15 protein-coding genes and 1 pseudogene are annotated in these 16375 nt (G+C 66.9%); 14 read left to right on the plus strand and 2 right to left on the minus strand.

Annotated features, from left to right (window positions below):
- Positions 1 to 216 precede the first annotated feature (216 nt).
- Complete coding sequence (locus tag BW737_RS16595; protein WP_218961753.1) at positions 217 to 816, minus strand: hypothetical protein; 600 nt, start codon at positions 814 to 816, stop codon at positions 217 to 219.
- A 215-nt stretch (positions 817 to 1031) separates the two neighbouring features.
- Positions 1032 to 2255 carry a DUF2264 domain-containing protein gene (locus BW737_RS16600; RefSeq protein WP_218961754.1) on the minus strand — a complete coding sequence of 408 codons (1224 nt, stop codon included), beginning with the start codon at positions 2253 to 2255 and terminating at the stop codon, positions 1032 to 1034.
- A gap of 278 nt (positions 2256 to 2533) precedes the next feature.
- On the opposite strand from BW737_RS16600, the gene BW737_RS02640 reads away from it, so the two are divergent.
- The 14 genes and pseudogenes from BW737_RS02640 (at position 2534) to BW737_RS17515 (ending at position 15927) form a co-directional block, all read left to right on the plus strand.
- The gene (locus BW737_RS02640; RefSeq protein WP_180272018.1) at positions 2534 to 4372 is read left to right on the plus strand and encodes a heparinase II/III domain-containing protein; all 1839 of its coding nucleotides are present in this window, start codon (positions 2534 to 2536) and stop codon (positions 4370 to 4372) included.
- Entirely contained in the window at positions 4369 to 5712 is a 1344-nt protein-coding gene (locus tag BW737_RS02645) for a substrate-binding domain-containing protein (protein WP_086614589.1), read from the plus strand. Before BW737_RS02640 ends, BW737_RS02645 begins: the two co-directional genes overlap by 4 nt.
- Positions 5713 to 6263: 551 nt before the next feature.
- Positions 6264 to 8976, plus strand: a pseudogene (locus BW737_RS02650) (lysylphosphatidylglycerol synthase domain-containing protein).
- 102 nt (positions 8977 to 9078) lie between these two features.
- Complete coding sequence (locus tag BW737_RS02655; protein ID WP_086614588.1) at positions 9079 to 9477, plus strand: hypothetical protein; 399 nt, start codon at positions 9079 to 9081, stop codon at positions 9475 to 9477.
- Between the two features lie 128 nt (positions 9478 to 9605).
- Positions 9606 to 9794: a hypothetical protein gene (locus tag BW737_RS02660; RefSeq protein WP_086614587.1), complete on the plus strand. Its 189-nt coding sequence runs from the start codon at positions 9606 to 9608 to the stop codon at positions 9792 to 9794.
- A gap of 184 nt (positions 9795 to 9978) precedes the next feature.
- Positions 9979 to 10482, plus strand: a complete 504-nt coding sequence (locus BW737_RS17490; protein ID WP_257210396.1) for a hypothetical protein — start codon at positions 9979 to 9981, stop codon at positions 10480 to 10482.
- Complete coding sequence (locus BW737_RS17495; RefSeq protein WP_257210397.1) at positions 10482 to 11213, plus strand: sensor histidine kinase; 732 nt, start codon at positions 10482 to 10484, stop codon at positions 11211 to 11213. The genes BW737_RS17490 and BW737_RS17495 overlap by 1 nt, the downstream gene beginning before the upstream one ends.
- Positions 11210 to 11911: a response regulator transcription factor gene (locus BW737_RS02670; protein WP_086614586.1), complete on the plus strand. Its 702-nt coding sequence runs from the start codon at positions 11210 to 11212 to the stop codon at positions 11909 to 11911. The genes BW737_RS17495 and BW737_RS02670 overlap by 4 nt, the downstream gene beginning before the upstream one ends.
- 356 nt (positions 11912 to 12267) lie before the next feature.
- Positions 12268 to 13794 carry a DUF2079 domain-containing protein gene (locus tag BW737_RS02675; protein ID WP_086614585.1) on the plus strand — a complete coding sequence of 509 codons (1527 nt, stop codon included), beginning with the start codon at positions 12268 to 12270 and terminating at the stop codon, positions 13792 to 13794.
- A 148-nt stretch (positions 13795 to 13942) separates the two neighbouring features.
- Entirely contained in the window at positions 13943 to 14488 is a 546-nt protein-coding gene (locus BW737_RS02680; RefSeq protein ID WP_086614584.1) for a nodulation protein NfeD, read from the plus strand.
- 48 nt (positions 14489 to 14536) lie between these two features.
- Positions 14537 to 14917, plus strand: a complete 381-nt coding sequence (locus BW737_RS17500) for an SPFH domain-containing protein (RefSeq protein ID WP_257210398.1) — start codon at positions 14537 to 14539, stop codon at positions 14915 to 14917.
- A 29-nt stretch (positions 14918 to 14946) separates the two neighbouring features.
- Entirely contained in the window at positions 14947 to 15219 is a 273-nt protein-coding gene (locus BW737_RS17505; protein ID WP_257210399.1) for a flotillin family protein, read from the plus strand.
- Complete coding sequence (locus tag BW737_RS17510) at positions 15135 to 15629, plus strand: flotillin family protein (protein WP_257210400.1); 495 nt, start codon at positions 15135 to 15137, stop codon at positions 15627 to 15629. The genes BW737_RS17505 and BW737_RS17510 overlap by 85 nt, the downstream gene beginning before the upstream one ends.
- Positions 15613 to 15927, plus strand: a complete 315-nt coding sequence (locus tag BW737_RS17515) for a flotillin domain-containing protein (RefSeq protein ID WP_257210401.1) — start codon at positions 15613 to 15615, stop codon at positions 15925 to 15927. Before BW737_RS17510 ends, BW737_RS17515 begins: the two co-directional genes overlap by 17 nt.
- Positions 15928 to 16375 lie beyond the last annotated feature (448 nt).

The raw sequence follows: 16375 nt of genomic DNA on the forward strand, positions 1-16375 counted from the left end.
CGAAGGCGGTATGCATGTCCCGCCACTCCGGAACACACGGGGTGCAGCTGTCACGTCTGACCGATGAGCCCGACGGCCTTCCGTTCCCAGCATCACTGCACATGTCTTCCTCGTTGAAGGTGCGCCGCCGACCGGCGACAGGACTCAGTCAAGCCGATCACTCTTGTTCTGTCAAGACCTGTCGCGTTCGAGCATGTTCGTTTTTGATTCATATGCTTATGATCGGAGGACAACGCCCGGACACCGCGTGGTTACCAGTCCGTGGCTCGGCCAGGTCACGACGGCCACCACATCCTCACCGTCCTCCACCAGCGAATGAAGAGTGGGGACTCGTCCGGCAACCGCCCCCTCACCTCCCGCGAGGCTGATGGCGAATGCGCGCCATTTGCCGGCTGAAACGGCCACAGTCATGGCCGGTACGGCGGTTAAGCCGGGCAATGGAGAGGCCTCGGCACGCTGGTAGATCACGGGATCGCAGGGACCACCATCCACAGCAATTACACGGCAGCTCAGTCCCGGCAGACAGACCGAGGTCTCACGCTCATCGGTGCGAACCTCGGGGCCTTCACCGGTAAGTGCCCAGCCGCCCACTCGCAGCGCGATGGCCTGTTCGGACGGCCGATCCACACGGACGAGACGCAGTTCCCACTCGGCGTGCACAAGCGAGACGACGGTGATCATTCCTGCATAACGCGCATGTCCGACGGCTCCGGAGCCGTGTCCCTGTTGGTGCGTGTCCGGCTCCACCCAGTGGCTGCGGGAGCGAGAGGCCGCATATCCGACGTCGTCCGCTACGTCCAGGGCGAGGCGCACCATGCCCGCACGATGGCTGCCGTCTCCCGCTGCGTTGAGAAGTGCCGTCGACATCTCCAACGGATTCGTTTCCGCCTCCACATCCAGGCATGGCGTTGTCACAGTGGAATAGCCGATCCGGGCATACAAAGGGGCGTCCGCCACCGAATCGCCCTCGCAGGCGTGGTCCGTGCCGTGGTTGATGACACGCACAACGCCGTCGCCGCTCGTCCCAGAGACTATCCACCCGGCGCCTCGATCACGCGCAGCACGTTCCCAGCCTCCACAGGCAATGGGCACGCCGAGGAGCTCCACACCGGATGCTCTCGGGGTAAGGCAAGGCCGAGGGCACCTTTAGACGCCCAGTATGGAGAGCCGGCTCCGGAGTATGACTGGCGCATCGGCTCCCAGGGAGCGAACCAGCCGAGCGTCAACAGGCCACGTTCATCTGGCACACCGTGTCGGCGGAAGTAATCAACAATCGCACTCGCACCATGCCGCAGGAGCCCCATCTCGATGTTGTCTACTCCGGCTATGGCCCCCGCCCACAGCGGTGCCGCAGCAGCGAAGCGATAGATGAGACTGCGCCCCTGAAACAAGGGGGCGCCGTCGCCGCCGATGAGGGTGACGAAGTCTTCCAAGTAGCGTTCGAGCCGTTTCACGTCGGTCTGGCCTCGTTCCGCACAGAAGTCGGATGCCCCCGACATCCGCGCCCACATGACCGGGTACAAGTGCATGGCCCAGCCGCCGTAGTAGTCAAAGCTGCGCTCGGGGCCATCGGAGAACCAGCCGCGCCCCCGGTAGTATGAGTCGTGCTCAGCGAGATCCGCGCGAATGTCCACTTCCGACCACGGCCCGCCGACCGATCGCAAGAAGGTCTCGACGATTATCCTGAACCACAGCCAGTTGCATCGCGGATAGCTGTCGTCTCCCACGACGGGCGCCAACCATGCGATGACGTTCTCCTGCTCGGTCGGCGCCAACCGCTCCCAAATCAGTGGCCGCGTCATGTCCAGGATGAGCGCAACTGACGCAGCCTCAACCTTGGCCTGCGCACAGTCACGCAACGTGGGCCAGGCCTCCGGGCCCCCCGGAGTCGTCCCAGACACCAGACCTACCCGATACCAATCCGCGAAACTGTGCGGGTCCCGGCAATCGACATCAGCGGCGGCGCCGCCCGATCCCGCCAGACGAAACCCCGCAAGCAGAAAGGTGCGCGCAAAGCCCTCCAAGCCGTCCGAGTCCGGCCCATACGAACTTGTTGGACCGGGAAGCTCGAGGCGTGCGTGTCCGGGGGTGAAGTACGGTCGCACAGCTAGCAGCAGGGCGTCGGCCCAACGCTCCCATTGCTCTCGCGTCCACTCCGCATCGACACCGTCGCTCATCGCCGTACCCATGATCGCCTCCATGCGAATCGCGTGCCAACCGCTCAGGTCACCGCGGCCCGAGAGTATCGCCGACATGACCATACACGTTCATTTCTGATCGTTCTTGATATCTTTGACTCGACTACCCAACCCGACTGCACCCGTACCACCGCAAAGTAGCGAGACCTCAAGGGGAACTCATGATCAGGCAGGCCGCCCCGCTCAGTACCATCGGTCCTCTACGCGCGGCCTGGGGATCACGTATCAGCCCCGCGGCGCTCCGAATGAGCCTGTTGCCGCCGTCTGCGGCACTGGACCTCGGACTGAGACCCGGATGCCTGAGAACTGAGCAACGAATAGCCCTGAAGGGAATCGTGGCCCCGGCTCTCGCTGCGATCAAGCAGCCCTGGCCCTGGCCACGTCCGAGCGACTACGCACGCTACTTCATCGACGGCGATCGCACGGATTACGAGGACATGGTCGCTGCACGCCAACGGCGCCTGTCTCGGGCCGTCCTCGCCCTGCTCGCGCTTGCTCCACCAGACACCGGCCACGACCAGCAGCCGGAGGGATCGGATACCGTCATGAAGCGACTCGTCGCCGAAGTAGCCGACGGCATCCTGGCCCTGTGCGAACAGTCGACCTGGTGCTGGGCTGCACACGACGATACCTACGTCCGCCACGGCGCGGTCCTACCGACCGTTACCGACCCCTTCGTTGACCTCGGAGCTGGAGAGGTTGCGGCACAACTCGCCTGGATCGACGCGGTTCTGGGCGAACGCCTTGAGCAGACCTACCCCGGACTCGGTGCGCGAGTCCGTCATGAGGTACGGGCTCGCATCATCGACCCCTTTCTCGCACGCCGCGATTGGCACTGGCTGGGTCTGGACGGCGATGTGCACAACTGGAGTCCCTGGATCCAGGGCAACATCATCGTGGCCGCGCTGCGTCTCATGGATGACGTCGATCTACGCGCGGAGGTCGTCTCCTTGGCCATCGCGGGTCTCGATCGCTACGTCGCATCGCTTCCGGACGACGGTGCCATCGACGAGGGCAGCACATATTGGTGGAACGGGGCGGCAAGGCTACTGGAAGTGCTCGAAAGACTTCGCGTGGCGACCGAAGGCGTACTGGATCCCAGTCGCATCAAACCACTTGCTGCACTCGTCGACTTCCCAGTGGCGATGAGCTTCAGTTCGGACTGGAGCATCTCCTTCGCGGATGCTCGCGCCCGTCACACGGCCGACAAGTCATGGCGTACCTTGTTTCACTGGGGTCGCATCGTTGGAAGCCCCGGAGCGGTTGCCCTGGCCACGAGCCATCGGGGTTCAAGCGCCCTGCCCTGCCCCGTAGAAGCAGGACTTGGCCGGGTCCTAGTTGCACTCGCCGACGAGGATTGGTGTGCGGCCGGCTCTGAACCAGCAGTTGACTCAGTCACTTCCGAGGGTTCCTTCCTCCCCTCACAGGTCTGGCTGCCAAGTATCCAGGTGAGCGTTGACCGCCCCCGTGCGGGCGACGTGCGGGGACTGGCGCTCGCTGCGAAAGCCGGAACCAACAACGAACACCACAACCACAACGACGTTGGCTCCTTCCTGGTTGCGCTGGACGGCATCCCCGTAGTCATCGACCTCGGTCAACCGACCTACACCGCTCTGTCATTCTCACCCAGGCGATACGAAATATGGACTAACCGGTCCGGTTGGCACTCGGTGCCAGTCATCGCGTGCCACGAGCAGAGTGCGGGAGCAAGATTCAAGGCGCGCCGCGTCAAGCGAATCCCCGAAACCGGCCAGATCAGCCGAGGCGAAACGCGCGGCCTGGACATGGACCTCGCCGGAGCTTATGCACTTCCCTCTGACGCGACTTGGCACCGCAGCTTACGCCTCCAGCCAGATGGCGACGGTGTAGTCACCCTCGAAGATGCATGGGATCTGCCATCCACCCCCGAGTTCCAAGCGCAAAGTCTCGAGCGTCTTCTCGTGGTCGGGGATATTGAGGAGCGTCCTGACGCGCTGCTGCTGACGCCCGCAGACGGCGGGCGACGCGTTGCGCTCATGTGGAGTGGTGCCCAGGCTCCGAACATTGAGAGGCGTGACATCGAAGACCCGCTGTTGCGCGAATCGTGGGGAGATCACATCAACCGCATATCCTGGGCGCTGCCCGAAGCTACCGTGCAAGGGGTGTTCTGCCTATCGATCGGAGTCGAGTCATGAGTCCTCACCGCGCCCTACCTGCCAGCCGACGCGAGTACATCGTGTCAACCGTCAACGCCAAGGGCGCAGTAAGAGTCTCAGAACTGGCTGCGGGACTCGGGCTGTCGCCCATTACCATCCGGCGCGACATCGCCCTTCTGGACGAGGAGGGGCTGCTCGAGCAAGTGCGCGGCGGAGCCCGTCGCATCTCCACCCCGGGGAACCAGGCATTACCGCTGCGATCCGACATCACCGTCGGTCTGATCACCCCCTCACTCGACTTCTTCTGGCCGACCATCATCGAGGGGGCGAACGTCGTCGCGGATCGCGTGGGTGCACATCTCCAGTTACAGGGATCCACCTTCGCAGCGAAGGACAACCTGGTCGAAATCCGCCGGATGACGGATGACGAGTCGATCAGTGGTCTGCTTCTGGTCCCCGATCTCGAAGGGCCCGGGAGCGGCGAGCTCGTTGAGTTCCTCGAAACCGTCACCAAGCCAACCGTGCTCATCGAACGCACATTGAGGCCTCACGGACCGTACTCCCGACTGTTCGAGTCCGTCATCACCGACCACGCGAGTGGCGCCTCGCTCGCCGTCCGTCACCTGGCCGCTTTGGGGCACTCGCGTATCGGACTGCTCACCGACAAGCGAATCCCCTCGCGTCATCTGATCGTCCGGGGTTGGGAAGAAGCTCTTTCCGACCTGCATCTAGACACCGAGTCACCTCGGGGAGACACCACTGAGCTGGTCGACGACGCTCGGACAGAAGGCATCAAGGCCTTCGTCGACAACTGCGTATCCGGAGAGACAACGGCAATCATCGCCCATTCCGACGAGGCGGCCCTGGTTGTCATCGAGCTGCTCGTTCAACGCGGACTGTCCGTCCCGGGAGATATCTCCGTCATCGCCTACGATGACGAAATCGCCAAACTCGCGCGCCCAGCACTCACCGCGGTTTGCCCACCCAAGGCGGAAATCGGCGAAGTCGCCATGCAACTGCTGCTCGAGCGGCTGAGCAGCCAGAACGAGCTATTCGTCAAACGGTACTCGCCCCAACCCTGGTCGTCCGCGACTCCACCGGAGCCGCGCCATCGCGTAATTAGGACCGTCGGGGCGCGAGCGGGTCGACCTGTCGGGCGGCAACGACAGGCGTTCCACCACTGCCTCACCCGGTACTCGGGCGTCCCCGTCCCTGGCCGGCAAGGCGTGTTTCCGGGTGCGCATCGACTGTGCATAGACGCTGAACCGCCCCGAGTTTGGACCCCTCGCGCCGGTTTGGACCCCTTGCGTCGGTTTGGACCCCTTGCGTCGGTTTGGACCGCCCACGCGGCACACAACGGCGGTCCAAACAGGGGATAGCGGTCCAAATGGACTTACGCGGTCCAAACAGGGAACAGGGGTCCAAACCGAAAAGGTCGCCGGCAGGCATCCCCCCAACACGCCGGTCTGGAGCACCACGTTCGCGCCGATAACCCGCGCCGACAACCCGCATCCACCGATGCACACCGCGCCGCGGCCCCACGACGCAGTTCGGGTCCGGACTCCGTGTTAGAGTCCGGACCCGAACCGACCAGGGATTTGCTTTCAGGGACCGGCGTTCCCTGCCGACATCCATAACTCTGCCAGCAACCGAACCGCCCGCCATCGGCCGATCGGTAGGCAATTCAGCTAGCCAACCGGCATCTGCGTCCGCGGTAGCCCGCCCACCAGAGCTCGCAACTGGCTCCCGACCAGCCATTTCCCGGCCGGCTCCCAAGGGGCATTCCGCAGTATTTCAGGGTTCGCCTGGTACGCTCGTGGCGCCCCGATCGGGGCATGTTCGCACCAGCAGGCCTACAGGTTGACACCGACATGACTGATGTCCCGCCCCCGGAGAACCCGGAACGCGCCCAGCGACGTCGCCGGTAGGTATTCCGCGCATCGGCCTCGCTCCCGTGGCCGACAAGTCCGCGCAGACCGCCCACGAGGCCGCCACGCCGGCCGTCCCCCGTTCCAGGACGCTGCTGGTTGATGCCCCCGAACGCCGCCTGCGCCGAGCCGAAGACCTGCTCGACCTGGTGGTGGTCGCACTTGGACTGGTCTTCATGATCATCCTGGCGGCCTACGCTCACGCCACCACCACCGGCGTTACTCAAGACGTGCAGAACGCGCTAGCGGTCGTGCTGCGACGCATCCTGGTCTTCCCGCTGCAGGCCATTGAGGGTCTGATCACCTTCACCGTGCCGGTAGCCGTGATCATGCACAACCTGCTGCGCCGTTCCTGGCATGCCGCGGGCCAGGCTCTGCTGGCGGGAGCAGGCGGCTTCGCCCTGGCGTGGCTGAGCCTGCACGCGCTGGACGCGTGGGGACCGGCGATCCTAGCTCCGGCCTGACCGTGACCGCCTCCGGGACGGCCCGGGTCGGCATCTCCACCGTCTTTGCCACCCTGGCGGGACTGCTCACGGGCGCCGGCGAGCGCCGCTCCTCCACGGTGATCCGCTACAGCTGGACCGCCGTGTGGATCGTGGTGGGCCTGGCCGTCCTGCGTGGCGCCATCACGCTACCGGGCGCCGTCATCTCCATCCTGCTGGGACGCCTGCCGGGGCTGGCCGTGCGCTATGCCTTTGGCGTCGACGACACCCGCGCCCACGGCGTCGCCTGGTGCGTGCGCTGCGCCGCGCCGGCATCGACGCCGTCCGGGTGGTGCGCATGGACCGCGCCCCCGACGCCCGCGCCTGGATGGTCGAGACCGAGGCGCCACTGGGCTACACCGAGCGCGTCCGCGAGACCCCCCTGACCACCCCCACCGCCCTGGACGAGGCCGCCGACACCCCCGTCGACGACGCCCCCGCCTCGGACGCCGCGGCCACGGAGCCGCACACTCCCGAACCGCCGGCCCCGGTCCCGTCGGAGGACACCTCCACCATCACGCCCGCCGACGACGTCGACCTGGCGGCCGTCCTGGCCGAGGCGTCCTCCGCTGCACTCACCGAGGGACGCCTGTCCGCTCACCGCCTGTACGCGGTCTGGGACGCCGCGGGCGTGCGTCGCGACGTCACCGTCCTGGACGCCGACCGCCAGGTGGCGGGCTTTCTGTCCACCCTCTGGGACCGGGTGCGCGTCAAGGGGCTGTCGCCAGAGCGGGACCTGTCGGTGCGCTCGGCCGCCGAGCACGCCGCCCTAATGACCCTGGAGGCCGGCCGCGCGGGCGTGCGCACGCCCGCCCTGGTGGGCATGGCCGAGGCCGACGAGTCCGTGCTGCTGGTCACCGATCACATCTCCGGCGCACGCGCCCTTGCCGACCTGGAGGAGGTCGACGACGACGTACTGACCGACCTGTGGGACCAGATCAGCCGCGCTCACATGGCCGGGCTGGCGCACCGAGAGATCGACTCGGCCACCGTCGTCGTCGACGACGCCGGTGCCGTGTGGCTGCTCGGCTGGGACTCCGGAGAGACGATCTCCTCGGAGCTGTCGCGGCGAGTCGACCTGGCCCAGGCACTGGCACTGACCGCATCGCTCACCGACGTCGATCGGGCCATCGTCACCGCCTCCGGTTCGCTGAGCACCCAGCAACTGGCCTCCATAGCCCCCATGTTGCAACGGGTAGTGCTGCCGGCCGCCACCCGGGAGGCCATGGGACGACGCGGCAAGGTGCTGCAGGAGTTGCGCGACGCCTTGGTGGACCTGACCCCCACGGCGCACGCGGAGCCGGCCAAGCTGAACCGCTTCTCCCCGCGCACTGTCATCATGGCGATTGTCGGCCTGGTGGCCCTGTGGACGCTGCTGGCCCGCATGAACATCGAGCAGATCACCGACGCGGTTACGGGGGCGAATGTCTGGTGGATCCTCGGGGCGCTGGTGTTCTCACTGGCCACCTACGTCGGTGCGGGGCTGGCCCTGGTGGCGTTCAGCCCGGTGAAGCTACCGCTGTGGAAGTCCACCGAGGTGCACCTGGCCTCCTCCGTGGTCTCCCTGGTCGCACCCGCGGGTGTGGGAGGGGCCGCCATCAACCTGCGTTTCCTGTCCCGCAAGGGCGTGCCGACGGCGGTCGGCGTGGCCACCGTGGCTCTGGTGCAGGTGGTCCAGTTCGTCGTCACCGTGGTCCTGCTCATTATCGTGGCCGCCACCACCGGCCAGTCCACCAGCCTGACCCTGCCCAGCGGTTGGGTGCTGGTGATCGCCGTCAGCCTGGTCGCCGTCGTCGCCATCGCTCTATTCATTCCCAAGGTGCGCACCTGGTTGTGGGAGAAGATTGAACCGACCTACCGGCAGGTGTGGCCGCGGTTGGTGTGGGTCATGTCCAACCCGGGGCGGCTGGCGCTGGGCGTGGGCGGCACGCTGTTGCTGAGCTTGAGCTACATCCTGTCCTTCGGGGCGAGCCTGTGGGCCTTCGGGCACACCCTGCCCTTCTCGGTACTGGCGATTACCTACCTGGCGGCCAACACGGTCGGCTCGGTGGTCCCCTCCCCCGGCGGCATCGGTCCCGTGGAGTTGGCACTGACCGCCGGTCTGGTCACGGCGAGCGTGCCCAGCGGGGTGGCCCTGTCGACGGCGATCGTCTACCGCCTGGTCACCTTCTGGATCCCGATCCCCGTCGGCTGGCTGAGCCTGCAGCGCCTGCAGAAGCACGGCGACCTGTAACTGACGGCGACACTATCCCCCGATTGGATCCGCCTTTCGGGGGATGCACCCGAGTTACGACGCGACAATGCTTGCGTCAATGGCATGCCGAAGGAGCCCCTGATGACCATAGAGATTCTTACTGCCATCGCCGGCAGCCTTATCACCGGCTTCGTCGTATCCCTGGTGTCCCGCCATCGCTACCGGAACTTCCTGATGGCCCGAGCCGCGATGGGTGGCACCATCACCGACGCCGGGCTGCTGGACACCCTCAGGGCGATCATCCAAACCATCACCGCCGCCGGCGCTTGCGCAGTCGTGGGAGCCTTACTGCTCGTCATCGAGAACCAACTCCTGAACCCCCTGCAGGTTGCCATCACCTGCGGTGTCATCGCAGTATTGGCCACCGCGCTCGCATGGGTATACGGCCGATACGCGGTACTGGCCGAGCTGGCCCGCATCCGCCATCTGGAGCTCCCCTACGGCCCGTGGGGAGCGCTCCTGGCTAACGGCCATCTCTGACCCAAGGAATCGGTCCACTCGCCTGGCCGCCCGCGGCGAACTATCGTCCCCGCTGACCGTACGTGTCGGTCCCACCGGCCCGTACGCGGTACTTCCCTCCCACCCACCCCGTATCCCCAGGAGTCCATATGTCCACTGCCCGCGCCACCGGTTGGTCCCTTCTGCTCGTGGGCATCACGCTGAGCGCCCTTGCCGCCTGTGCGCAAACGCCCTGGCTGTGGCTCATCGCCATCGTGGTTCTGGTGGCATCCATCGGTAGGCTGGCCGTCTCTTTTGCCAACGACTCCGACGACTCCAGGAATGGCCGGCGCCACTGAACATGACCGGCGTCCCGGTACAACCTACGTGCTTAATCCCACGTTAGTCTCACTTCGGAATCGCCAGCAGCACACGTCACCGACGGCTAACGTCGAGATCACTATTCCTGGCTTCCGATGAGTCACTCCCTCCATGACCGGAGTGACCCGAGAAACAGGGTCATACCGAAAGGAGTGCCTGCCGGTGCCGAGCGATGTCTTCGCCTCGCTGGCCGCACGCGCGCGCGAGACCCTCCTGCGCCCCGCTGAACCCCTGCCCAACCGCCGCGTATACGTGGTCATCGGGGCGATCGTCGGGCTCGGGAACCTCGTCGGCAATGTGGCGACGAACCGCGGCGCACTAGAGCCGATCGACATCGTCTTCATGCTGGCGGCCCTCGCACTGATCATTCTCATCCCCCTGCGACCGATGCCGGGAATCATCGCCTACCTCATGTGCTGGTGCAGCCTGCTGATTCTTCCCGGGCCGTACGCCACCGACATGAGCATCAGCCATCTAGCGTTCCTCTTCTTCCTGGGCAGGTTTCTGCGGCCGGGGCCATCGCTCCTGCTGCTGCTCGTGACGGTTCTCACCAACACCATCCTGTTAACCAGCCCGGGCGCCACCGCCACTGACGCGGCAGCCGATCTGGGCACGCTGTGGTACACGATGCTCATGGGCGCCTCCTGGTCCCACTCGGAGCCCTAGTGCGCTTCATTGAGGCCTCGCGCCTGGCCGACGCCAAACAGGCCGATGCGCAGTCGGAGGAGATGCGGCTGGAGATCGCCCGGGAGATGCACGACCTGGTGGCCTACTCCATGTCCCAGACCGCCCTGCGGGCCCAGCGGGCGGCCGCCGACACCTCCTACCCGCAACAGGCCCGCGACGAATTCGCTGCCCTGGAAGCCACCGCCTCCGATGCGCTTCACGAGTTACGTTTGCTCCTGCGCACCCTGCGCCAGCCGTCCTCCATCCGGGAGCAGCCCGTCTCCACGGCCACGGGCCTGGGCAGCGTGGTCACCGACCTCAGCACCGCCGTGGGTGCCGTCAGTGCCGATGTATCCGCCGCCGGCTTCGCAGTCACCTACCGCCACCTGGGCGACGCCGTACCCACCCGCATCCAGGCCAGCACCCTGTCCCGAGTGGCTCGGGAGATGGGCGCCAATATCATCCGCCACGCCGACTCCGGCGCCCCGGTCACCATCACGCTCTCACTGGGCCCCGAACTGATCCGCCTCGTATCCACCAACCGCGTGCGCGACACCGGAGCACACCTCCCCCGATCGGGCACCGGCATCCTGGGCATGCGCGAGCGACTCGCCGCCATCGGCGGAACGCTGACCACCCTGTCCGACAATGGCTCCTGGATGATCACCGCGATTGTTCCCGTCGCCGAGTACCGCAGCGGTATTCTCCTGCCACCGGAGGAGCAACCATGATTCACGTCGGTATCGTCGACGACGACGCGCTCGTGCGGCGCACGCTCACTGACCTGCTTACCACCGAAAGCATTGGCGACATACAGGTGAACTGGGCCGCCCGCGACGGGCAGGAGGCCCTCGATATTCTGCGTTCCGACGGGCCCGACGCGGACGTACAGGTGCTGCTACTGGACGTGCAAATGCCGCGCCTGGACGGCATCGCCCTGGCCAAGGTGCTGCAACGCGAACGCCCCGAAATCGCCACCCTCGTGCTCACCACCTTCGTGGCCGACTCCGTGGTGGATCGGGCCCTCGCCGCCGGAGTGCGCGGATTCATCGCCAAGGAAGACCCCGTCGAGACTCTGGCCGCCACCATCAGGCACGTGGCCGCCGGCAATATGGTGCTGTCGCCCACCTCCTCCACCATGGTCACGGGCAAGCCCACGCGGGAGAGCACCACTCCAAATCCGCCCGCGCAGGCACCACAGAGTGCACAAAGCACCGCGCAGGCACTGCCCTCGGGGGTCACGCTGTCACCCCGGGAACTAGAGGTACTCACCCTCATGGCCGAGGCGAAGACCAATAGGCAGATTGCGCGCGCCCTGGGCGTAAGCGATGCGACCATAAAGACGCATGTGTCCACCCTGATCGCGAAACTCGGGGTACAGGATCGCGTCGGCGCGGTCGTCTACGCCCTGCGCGCCGGCCTGATCTGAGATATCCGCCGATCGGCCTAGCCAGTTGGACGATACCGTCACCCAAAAACCAGACGAGTATGGGTTTGTGCGTTGCGAGACTCGCAACGATCCAGCTAGCAGAAGGATATAGTCGTGAGCATCTTCACCGGACACGCTCTGTTCAACCCCCTCGTCTACTTCCTGGGGTGGGGACGCTGGAGGTGACCCCAGTTTCCACTCTCGACGACGGCGCGGACCGGATCTGACCCGGTGCCGCGCGTCGTCATCTCTCGCCATAGCAAGCCGGCCGGTAGGCGACCCCAAACCCCGGTCGACTCCCCCTACGGCCGGTTGATCGCGCCGCACCCGGCCTGTCGCTCGGTAGGCTCCCACTGATGACCTCCGCCGACACCCGCCCTGACCGCGCTCCGGCGCACAGGTTCCACCGCTCCTCCCCGTGGCTGTTCGACCGGCTGCCGGCGGCGCTGGCCGTGACCGTCGGCGCCACCGCCATGATCGTCTACTCGGTCGGCCAGTGGCGATCCATGCAGGTGCCCAGTTGGGACCTGGCGATCTTCTCCGAGCTGGCCAAGGCATATTCACGCCTGCAGGCACCGATCGTCCCCATCAAGGGTGAGGGCTACAACCTGCTGGGGGACCACTTCCACCCGCTGCTGGTGCTGCTGGGCCCGGTGTGGCGACTCTTCCCCACCCCGCTGGCCCTGCTGGTGGTGCAGGACTTGCTGCTCGCCGTCTCCGCCTGGCCGCTCACCCGGCTGGCGACCCGCCTGCTGTCCCGCCCGGTGGCCGCCCTGCTCGGACTGTTCTACGTGCTGTCTTGGGGCTTTCAGGGGGCGGTAGCCGCCCAGTTCCACGAGATCGCCTTCGCCGTGCCGCTGCTGGCGTGGGCTTCGGCTGCCTTCGTCGAGCAACGCTGGCGCAGCTGCGCATGGTGGCTGGCGCCGCTCGTGCTGGTCAAGGAGGATCTGGGCCTGACCGTATTCATGGCGGGTCTGGCCATTGCCCTGCGCGGCCAGCAGGGGGCACCGCAGCAGCCGGCCCGCCACGGCCCGGGCTGGTGGCGCCGCCTGAGCACCACCCGCCTCGGCCTGGTCGTCGCCCTGTTCGGCCTGCTGGCCTTCCTGCTCACCGTGCTGGTGTTCCTGCCGGCGCTGAGCCCCTCGGGCACCTGGGAGTACGGCCTGTCCGACGACGGCACCTCCGCCGGCCTGCTGAGCCGCCTATTCTCGCCCGAGGTCAAGATCGCCACCCTGGGCATGCTGGTGTACACCGCCGGTGGGATCGGCCTGGCCTCCCCCTGGATGGCCCTGGTACTGCCGACCCTCGCCTGGCGCTTCCTGTCCGGCAACGAGTTCTACTGGGGCTGGCAGAACTGGCATTACAACGCGGTGTTAATGCCGATTGCGCTGGGAGCGCTGCTCGACGTCGTCGCCCGGCTCAAGACGCGCCGCACCTCGGCGGATCCGGCCTCGGCGTCGGGCTGGCTGGCCGTGCCCGTGTGGGCGCGCTGGACGGTGGCGCTCGGCGTCGTCGTCCCGCTGGCCGCCGGAGTGGGCACGGTCCGCGACTTACCGCTGTGGAGCCTGACCCAGCCCGGCTTCGGTACCGCCTCGGAACGCGCACCGGCCGCCGCCGCAGTCATCGACGCGATCCCGGACGGGGCCAGCGTGGAGACCGACCTGGGACTGCTCGCCTACCTGGTCCCGGACCACACCGTCTATTGGGTGGGCACCTCCCAGGTCGACACCGACTACGTAGTCGTGGACTCCCAGTCCTCCGCCTGGGGCGGGAACCCGCCTACTGACGCGGCCTCCTGGGCGACCAGTCAGTCGCACACCGGAGCCGTATACGAACTGGTGCTGGACACCGGCGGCTACCAGGTGGCGAGGCGGATCTCCTGAGAGCCCGGCGCGGCATGATGGGCAGAAGTCCCCATCTCCGAACCGCCCGGCTCGTGGGACGACCATTCCCCGCGGTCGCCCAGCATGTAACAATCTGGGTGCAAGCAATGCGGCAATCGAGCGGCCGGTCCGGCCCGGAGAGGAGAACATGTCCCTATTCATGTGGTGCGCCGTTCTCGGCTGCGGCGCCCTGGCGCTCTCGCTCCTGCTCGACGGCCTGTTCGACGGTCTGGACGATCTGCTGTTCGACGGCTCCCTGCCGGTACTGGCCTGCGCACTGGGCGTGTTCGGCGCCGTCGGAATGGGGGTGCAGGCGCTGGCCGGCGAGCGGCTGACGACGCCGGTGCTGGTCGGAGTACCACTGGGTTTCGCCGTCGTCGCCGGGGTGGTTACCCGCGCCGTGTGGGTACGACTGCGCCGCTCCATGCCGCGCAACGCCATCCCGCTGACCGCCGGGGAACTGGTCGGCAGCGAGGTGCGGGTGCTGTGGTGGAAGAACGGCCGCGGCGAGGTTATGGCTACCTCCCGCGGGCACCAGCTCACCCTGCCCGCCCGCTCCGACGACCTCCTGCGAGGAGGCGCCGTCGCCTGGGTGGTGGACGCGACCGCGGATGACACGCTCATCGTCGGCCGCATCGATTCATCCGAGGCTCCCATGCAGCACCCAGAACAACCGCCCGCACCAGCCGATTAGCCCGGCCGGCAATACTCCGTTAATCCCACTACCTCGCAAGGAACGCGAATGCTCTACGCCATCATCGCCGTCGTCGTCCTGGCGCTCTTGCTGGGCGCCTACATGCTCTCCCGGGTCGTAGTCGTGCCCTCCAACCTGACCGGCCTGGTCTCCGGATCCACGCGCAACGGTGAGGTCAAGATCATCCGCCCCGGTGGGCGCGACTTCGTTCTGCCGATCATCCAGTCGATCCAGTACCTGCCCTTCACCCAGAACACCATCGGCTTCCAGGTGACCGCCGAGGATCAGAACAAGATCAACGTCTCCGTCTCCGCCGTCGCCGCCGTGAAGGTCGGCGACTCCGACCAGCAGGTGCGGGCCGCTGCCAAGCGGTTCCTCGGCAAGCCGAACACGGACCGGGCGATCGCCGACTCCTCCCGTGACGCCTGATCGGCTCGCTGCGCTCCATCATCGGCCACATGACGGTCACCGACCTCATCTCCGACCGCGACGCCCTCCAGCAGAACGTGTTCGACGACGCCAAGTCGGTCATGGCCAACATGGGCCTGGAGATCGACGTGCTGCAGATCTCCGAGATCACCGACGCCTCCGGCTACATCGACTCCCTGGGTGTGCCCGAACAGCAGCGGGTTGAGAAGGACGCCGCGTGGCTCGCGCCAACGCCGAGCGGGAGGCCAAGGACGCCGAAGTGTCCTCCCGTCAGCAGATCGCCGAGCGCGAGCGCGACCTAGCGCTGCGGCAGGCCCAGCTGAAGGCCGAGACCGACAAGGCGCAGGCGGAGGCCGACTCCGCCGGACCGCTGGCCCGCGCCGCCAAGAAGCGGGAGATCGCCGTCATCGAGCAGGAGGCCGCCGAGGCCAAGGCAGCCCTGACCGAGCGCGAGTTGGACTCCACGGTCCGCAAGCCCGCCGACGCCGCCCGCTACCAGCGTGAGCAAGAGGCCGAGGCCGCCAAGGCCGAGTCGATCCGCCGTGCCGAGGCCGAGGCCGAGCGCACCCGCCTGGACGCCGAGGCACAGGCGCAGGCCACCGTCGCCCGCGCCGAGGCGCAGGCCCGCGCCACCGCCGCCAGGCGCAGGCGGAGGCCGAGGCATCGCCGCCCGCGGTCGCGCCGAGGCCGAGGCCGTGCGCGCCGCCGGTGAGGCCGAGGCTAAGGCCATGAGTGACAAGGCCGATGCCCTGGCCAAGTACGGGCGCGCCGCCACCCAGCAGATGATCCTGGACAAGGCGCCGGAGATCGCCCGCGCTCTGGCCGAACCACTGGGCAGCGTCAAGGACATGTCGATCATCTCCACCGAGGGCGCCTCCGCACTGCCCAAGGCGGTGGCCGGCAATGTGGAGCAGCTCGACGCCGTCATGCGCTCGCTGACCGGCACCAGCCTGACCGACATGATGCGACGCTTCGCCTCCGACGACTCCGCTGACAGCTCCGGTTCCTGACCATCCCGCCGAGGCCGGCCGATATGGTGGCGGCCGACGACGCCGAGCCGGCCGTACCCTTTACCGAGATGCCGCCTAACGCGGCCGGCTGAAGGACCCAGCCGCGAGCAGCGTCGGCGGCGGCTCTGAGAGACTGTCCCCATGACCTCACCCACCGGTAGCACCGCACCAGGCCAGCGGAACGCTTCCCGCAGCAATCCGATCGTCGTCGTCCTGCTCGCAGTGATTGCCATCCTGCTCGCAGTGATTGCGATCATCCTGGCGGTGCGACCCGGTCAGTCCGGCAGCGATGCGCCGACGACCGCAGCGGCTCCGACGACCGAAACGTCACAGCCGACGACGGCTCAGACCTCCGCGCCCTCACAAACCGATGCCGGGCTGCTGGAGGTTCTGCACGGCGAAGTCAAGCGTGACCCCAACGACGCCCAGGCCAAGGGCGACGTTGACG

Source organism: Actinomyces ruminis (assembly GCF_002154335.2).
GTDB classification, from domain to species: domain Bacteria; phylum Actinomycetota; class Actinomycetes; order Actinomycetales; family Actinomycetaceae; genus Actinomyces; species Actinomyces ruminis.

Excerpts from the sequence above, each read along its gene's own strand:
- BW737_RS16595 (WP_218961753.1), bottom strand. The coding sequence starts at position 816 with ATGGTGCGCCTCGCCCTGGACGTAGCGGACGACGTCGGATATGCGGCC.
- BW737_RS16600 (WP_218961754.1), bottom strand. The coding sequence starts at position 2,255 with ATGTCGGCGATACTCTCGGGCCGCGGTGACCTGAGCGGTTGGCACGCG.
- BW737_RS02645 (WP_086614589.1), top strand. The coding sequence starts at position 4,369 with ATGAGTCCTCACCGCGCCCTACCTGCCAGCCGACGCGAGTACATCGTG.
- BW737_RS02655 (WP_086614588.1), top strand. The coding sequence starts at position 9,079 with ATGACCATAGAGATTCTTACTGCCATCGCCGGCAGCCTTATCACCGGC.
- BW737_RS02660 (WP_086614587.1), top strand. The coding sequence starts at position 9,606 with ATGTCCACTGCCCGCGCCACCGGTTGGTCCCTTCTGCTCGTGGGCATC.
- BW737_RS02670 (WP_086614586.1), top strand. The coding sequence starts at position 11,210 with ATGATTCACGTCGGTATCGTCGACGACGACGCGCTCGTGCGGCGCACG.
- BW737_RS02675 (WP_086614585.1), top strand. The coding sequence starts at position 12,268 with ATGACCTCCGCCGACACCCGCCCTGACCGCGCTCCGGCGCACAGGTTC.
- BW737_RS02680 (WP_086614584.1), top strand. The coding sequence starts at position 13,943 with ATGTCCCTATTCATGTGGTGCGCCGTTCTCGGCTGCGGCGCCCTGGCG.
- BW737_RS17500 (WP_257210398.1), top strand. The coding sequence starts at position 14,537 with ATGCTCTACGCCATCATCGCCGTCGTCGTCCTGGCGCTCTTGCTGGGC.
- BW737_RS17505 (WP_257210399.1), top strand. The coding sequence starts at position 14,947 with ATGACGGTCACCGACCTCATCTCCGACCGCGACGCCCTCCAGCAGAAC.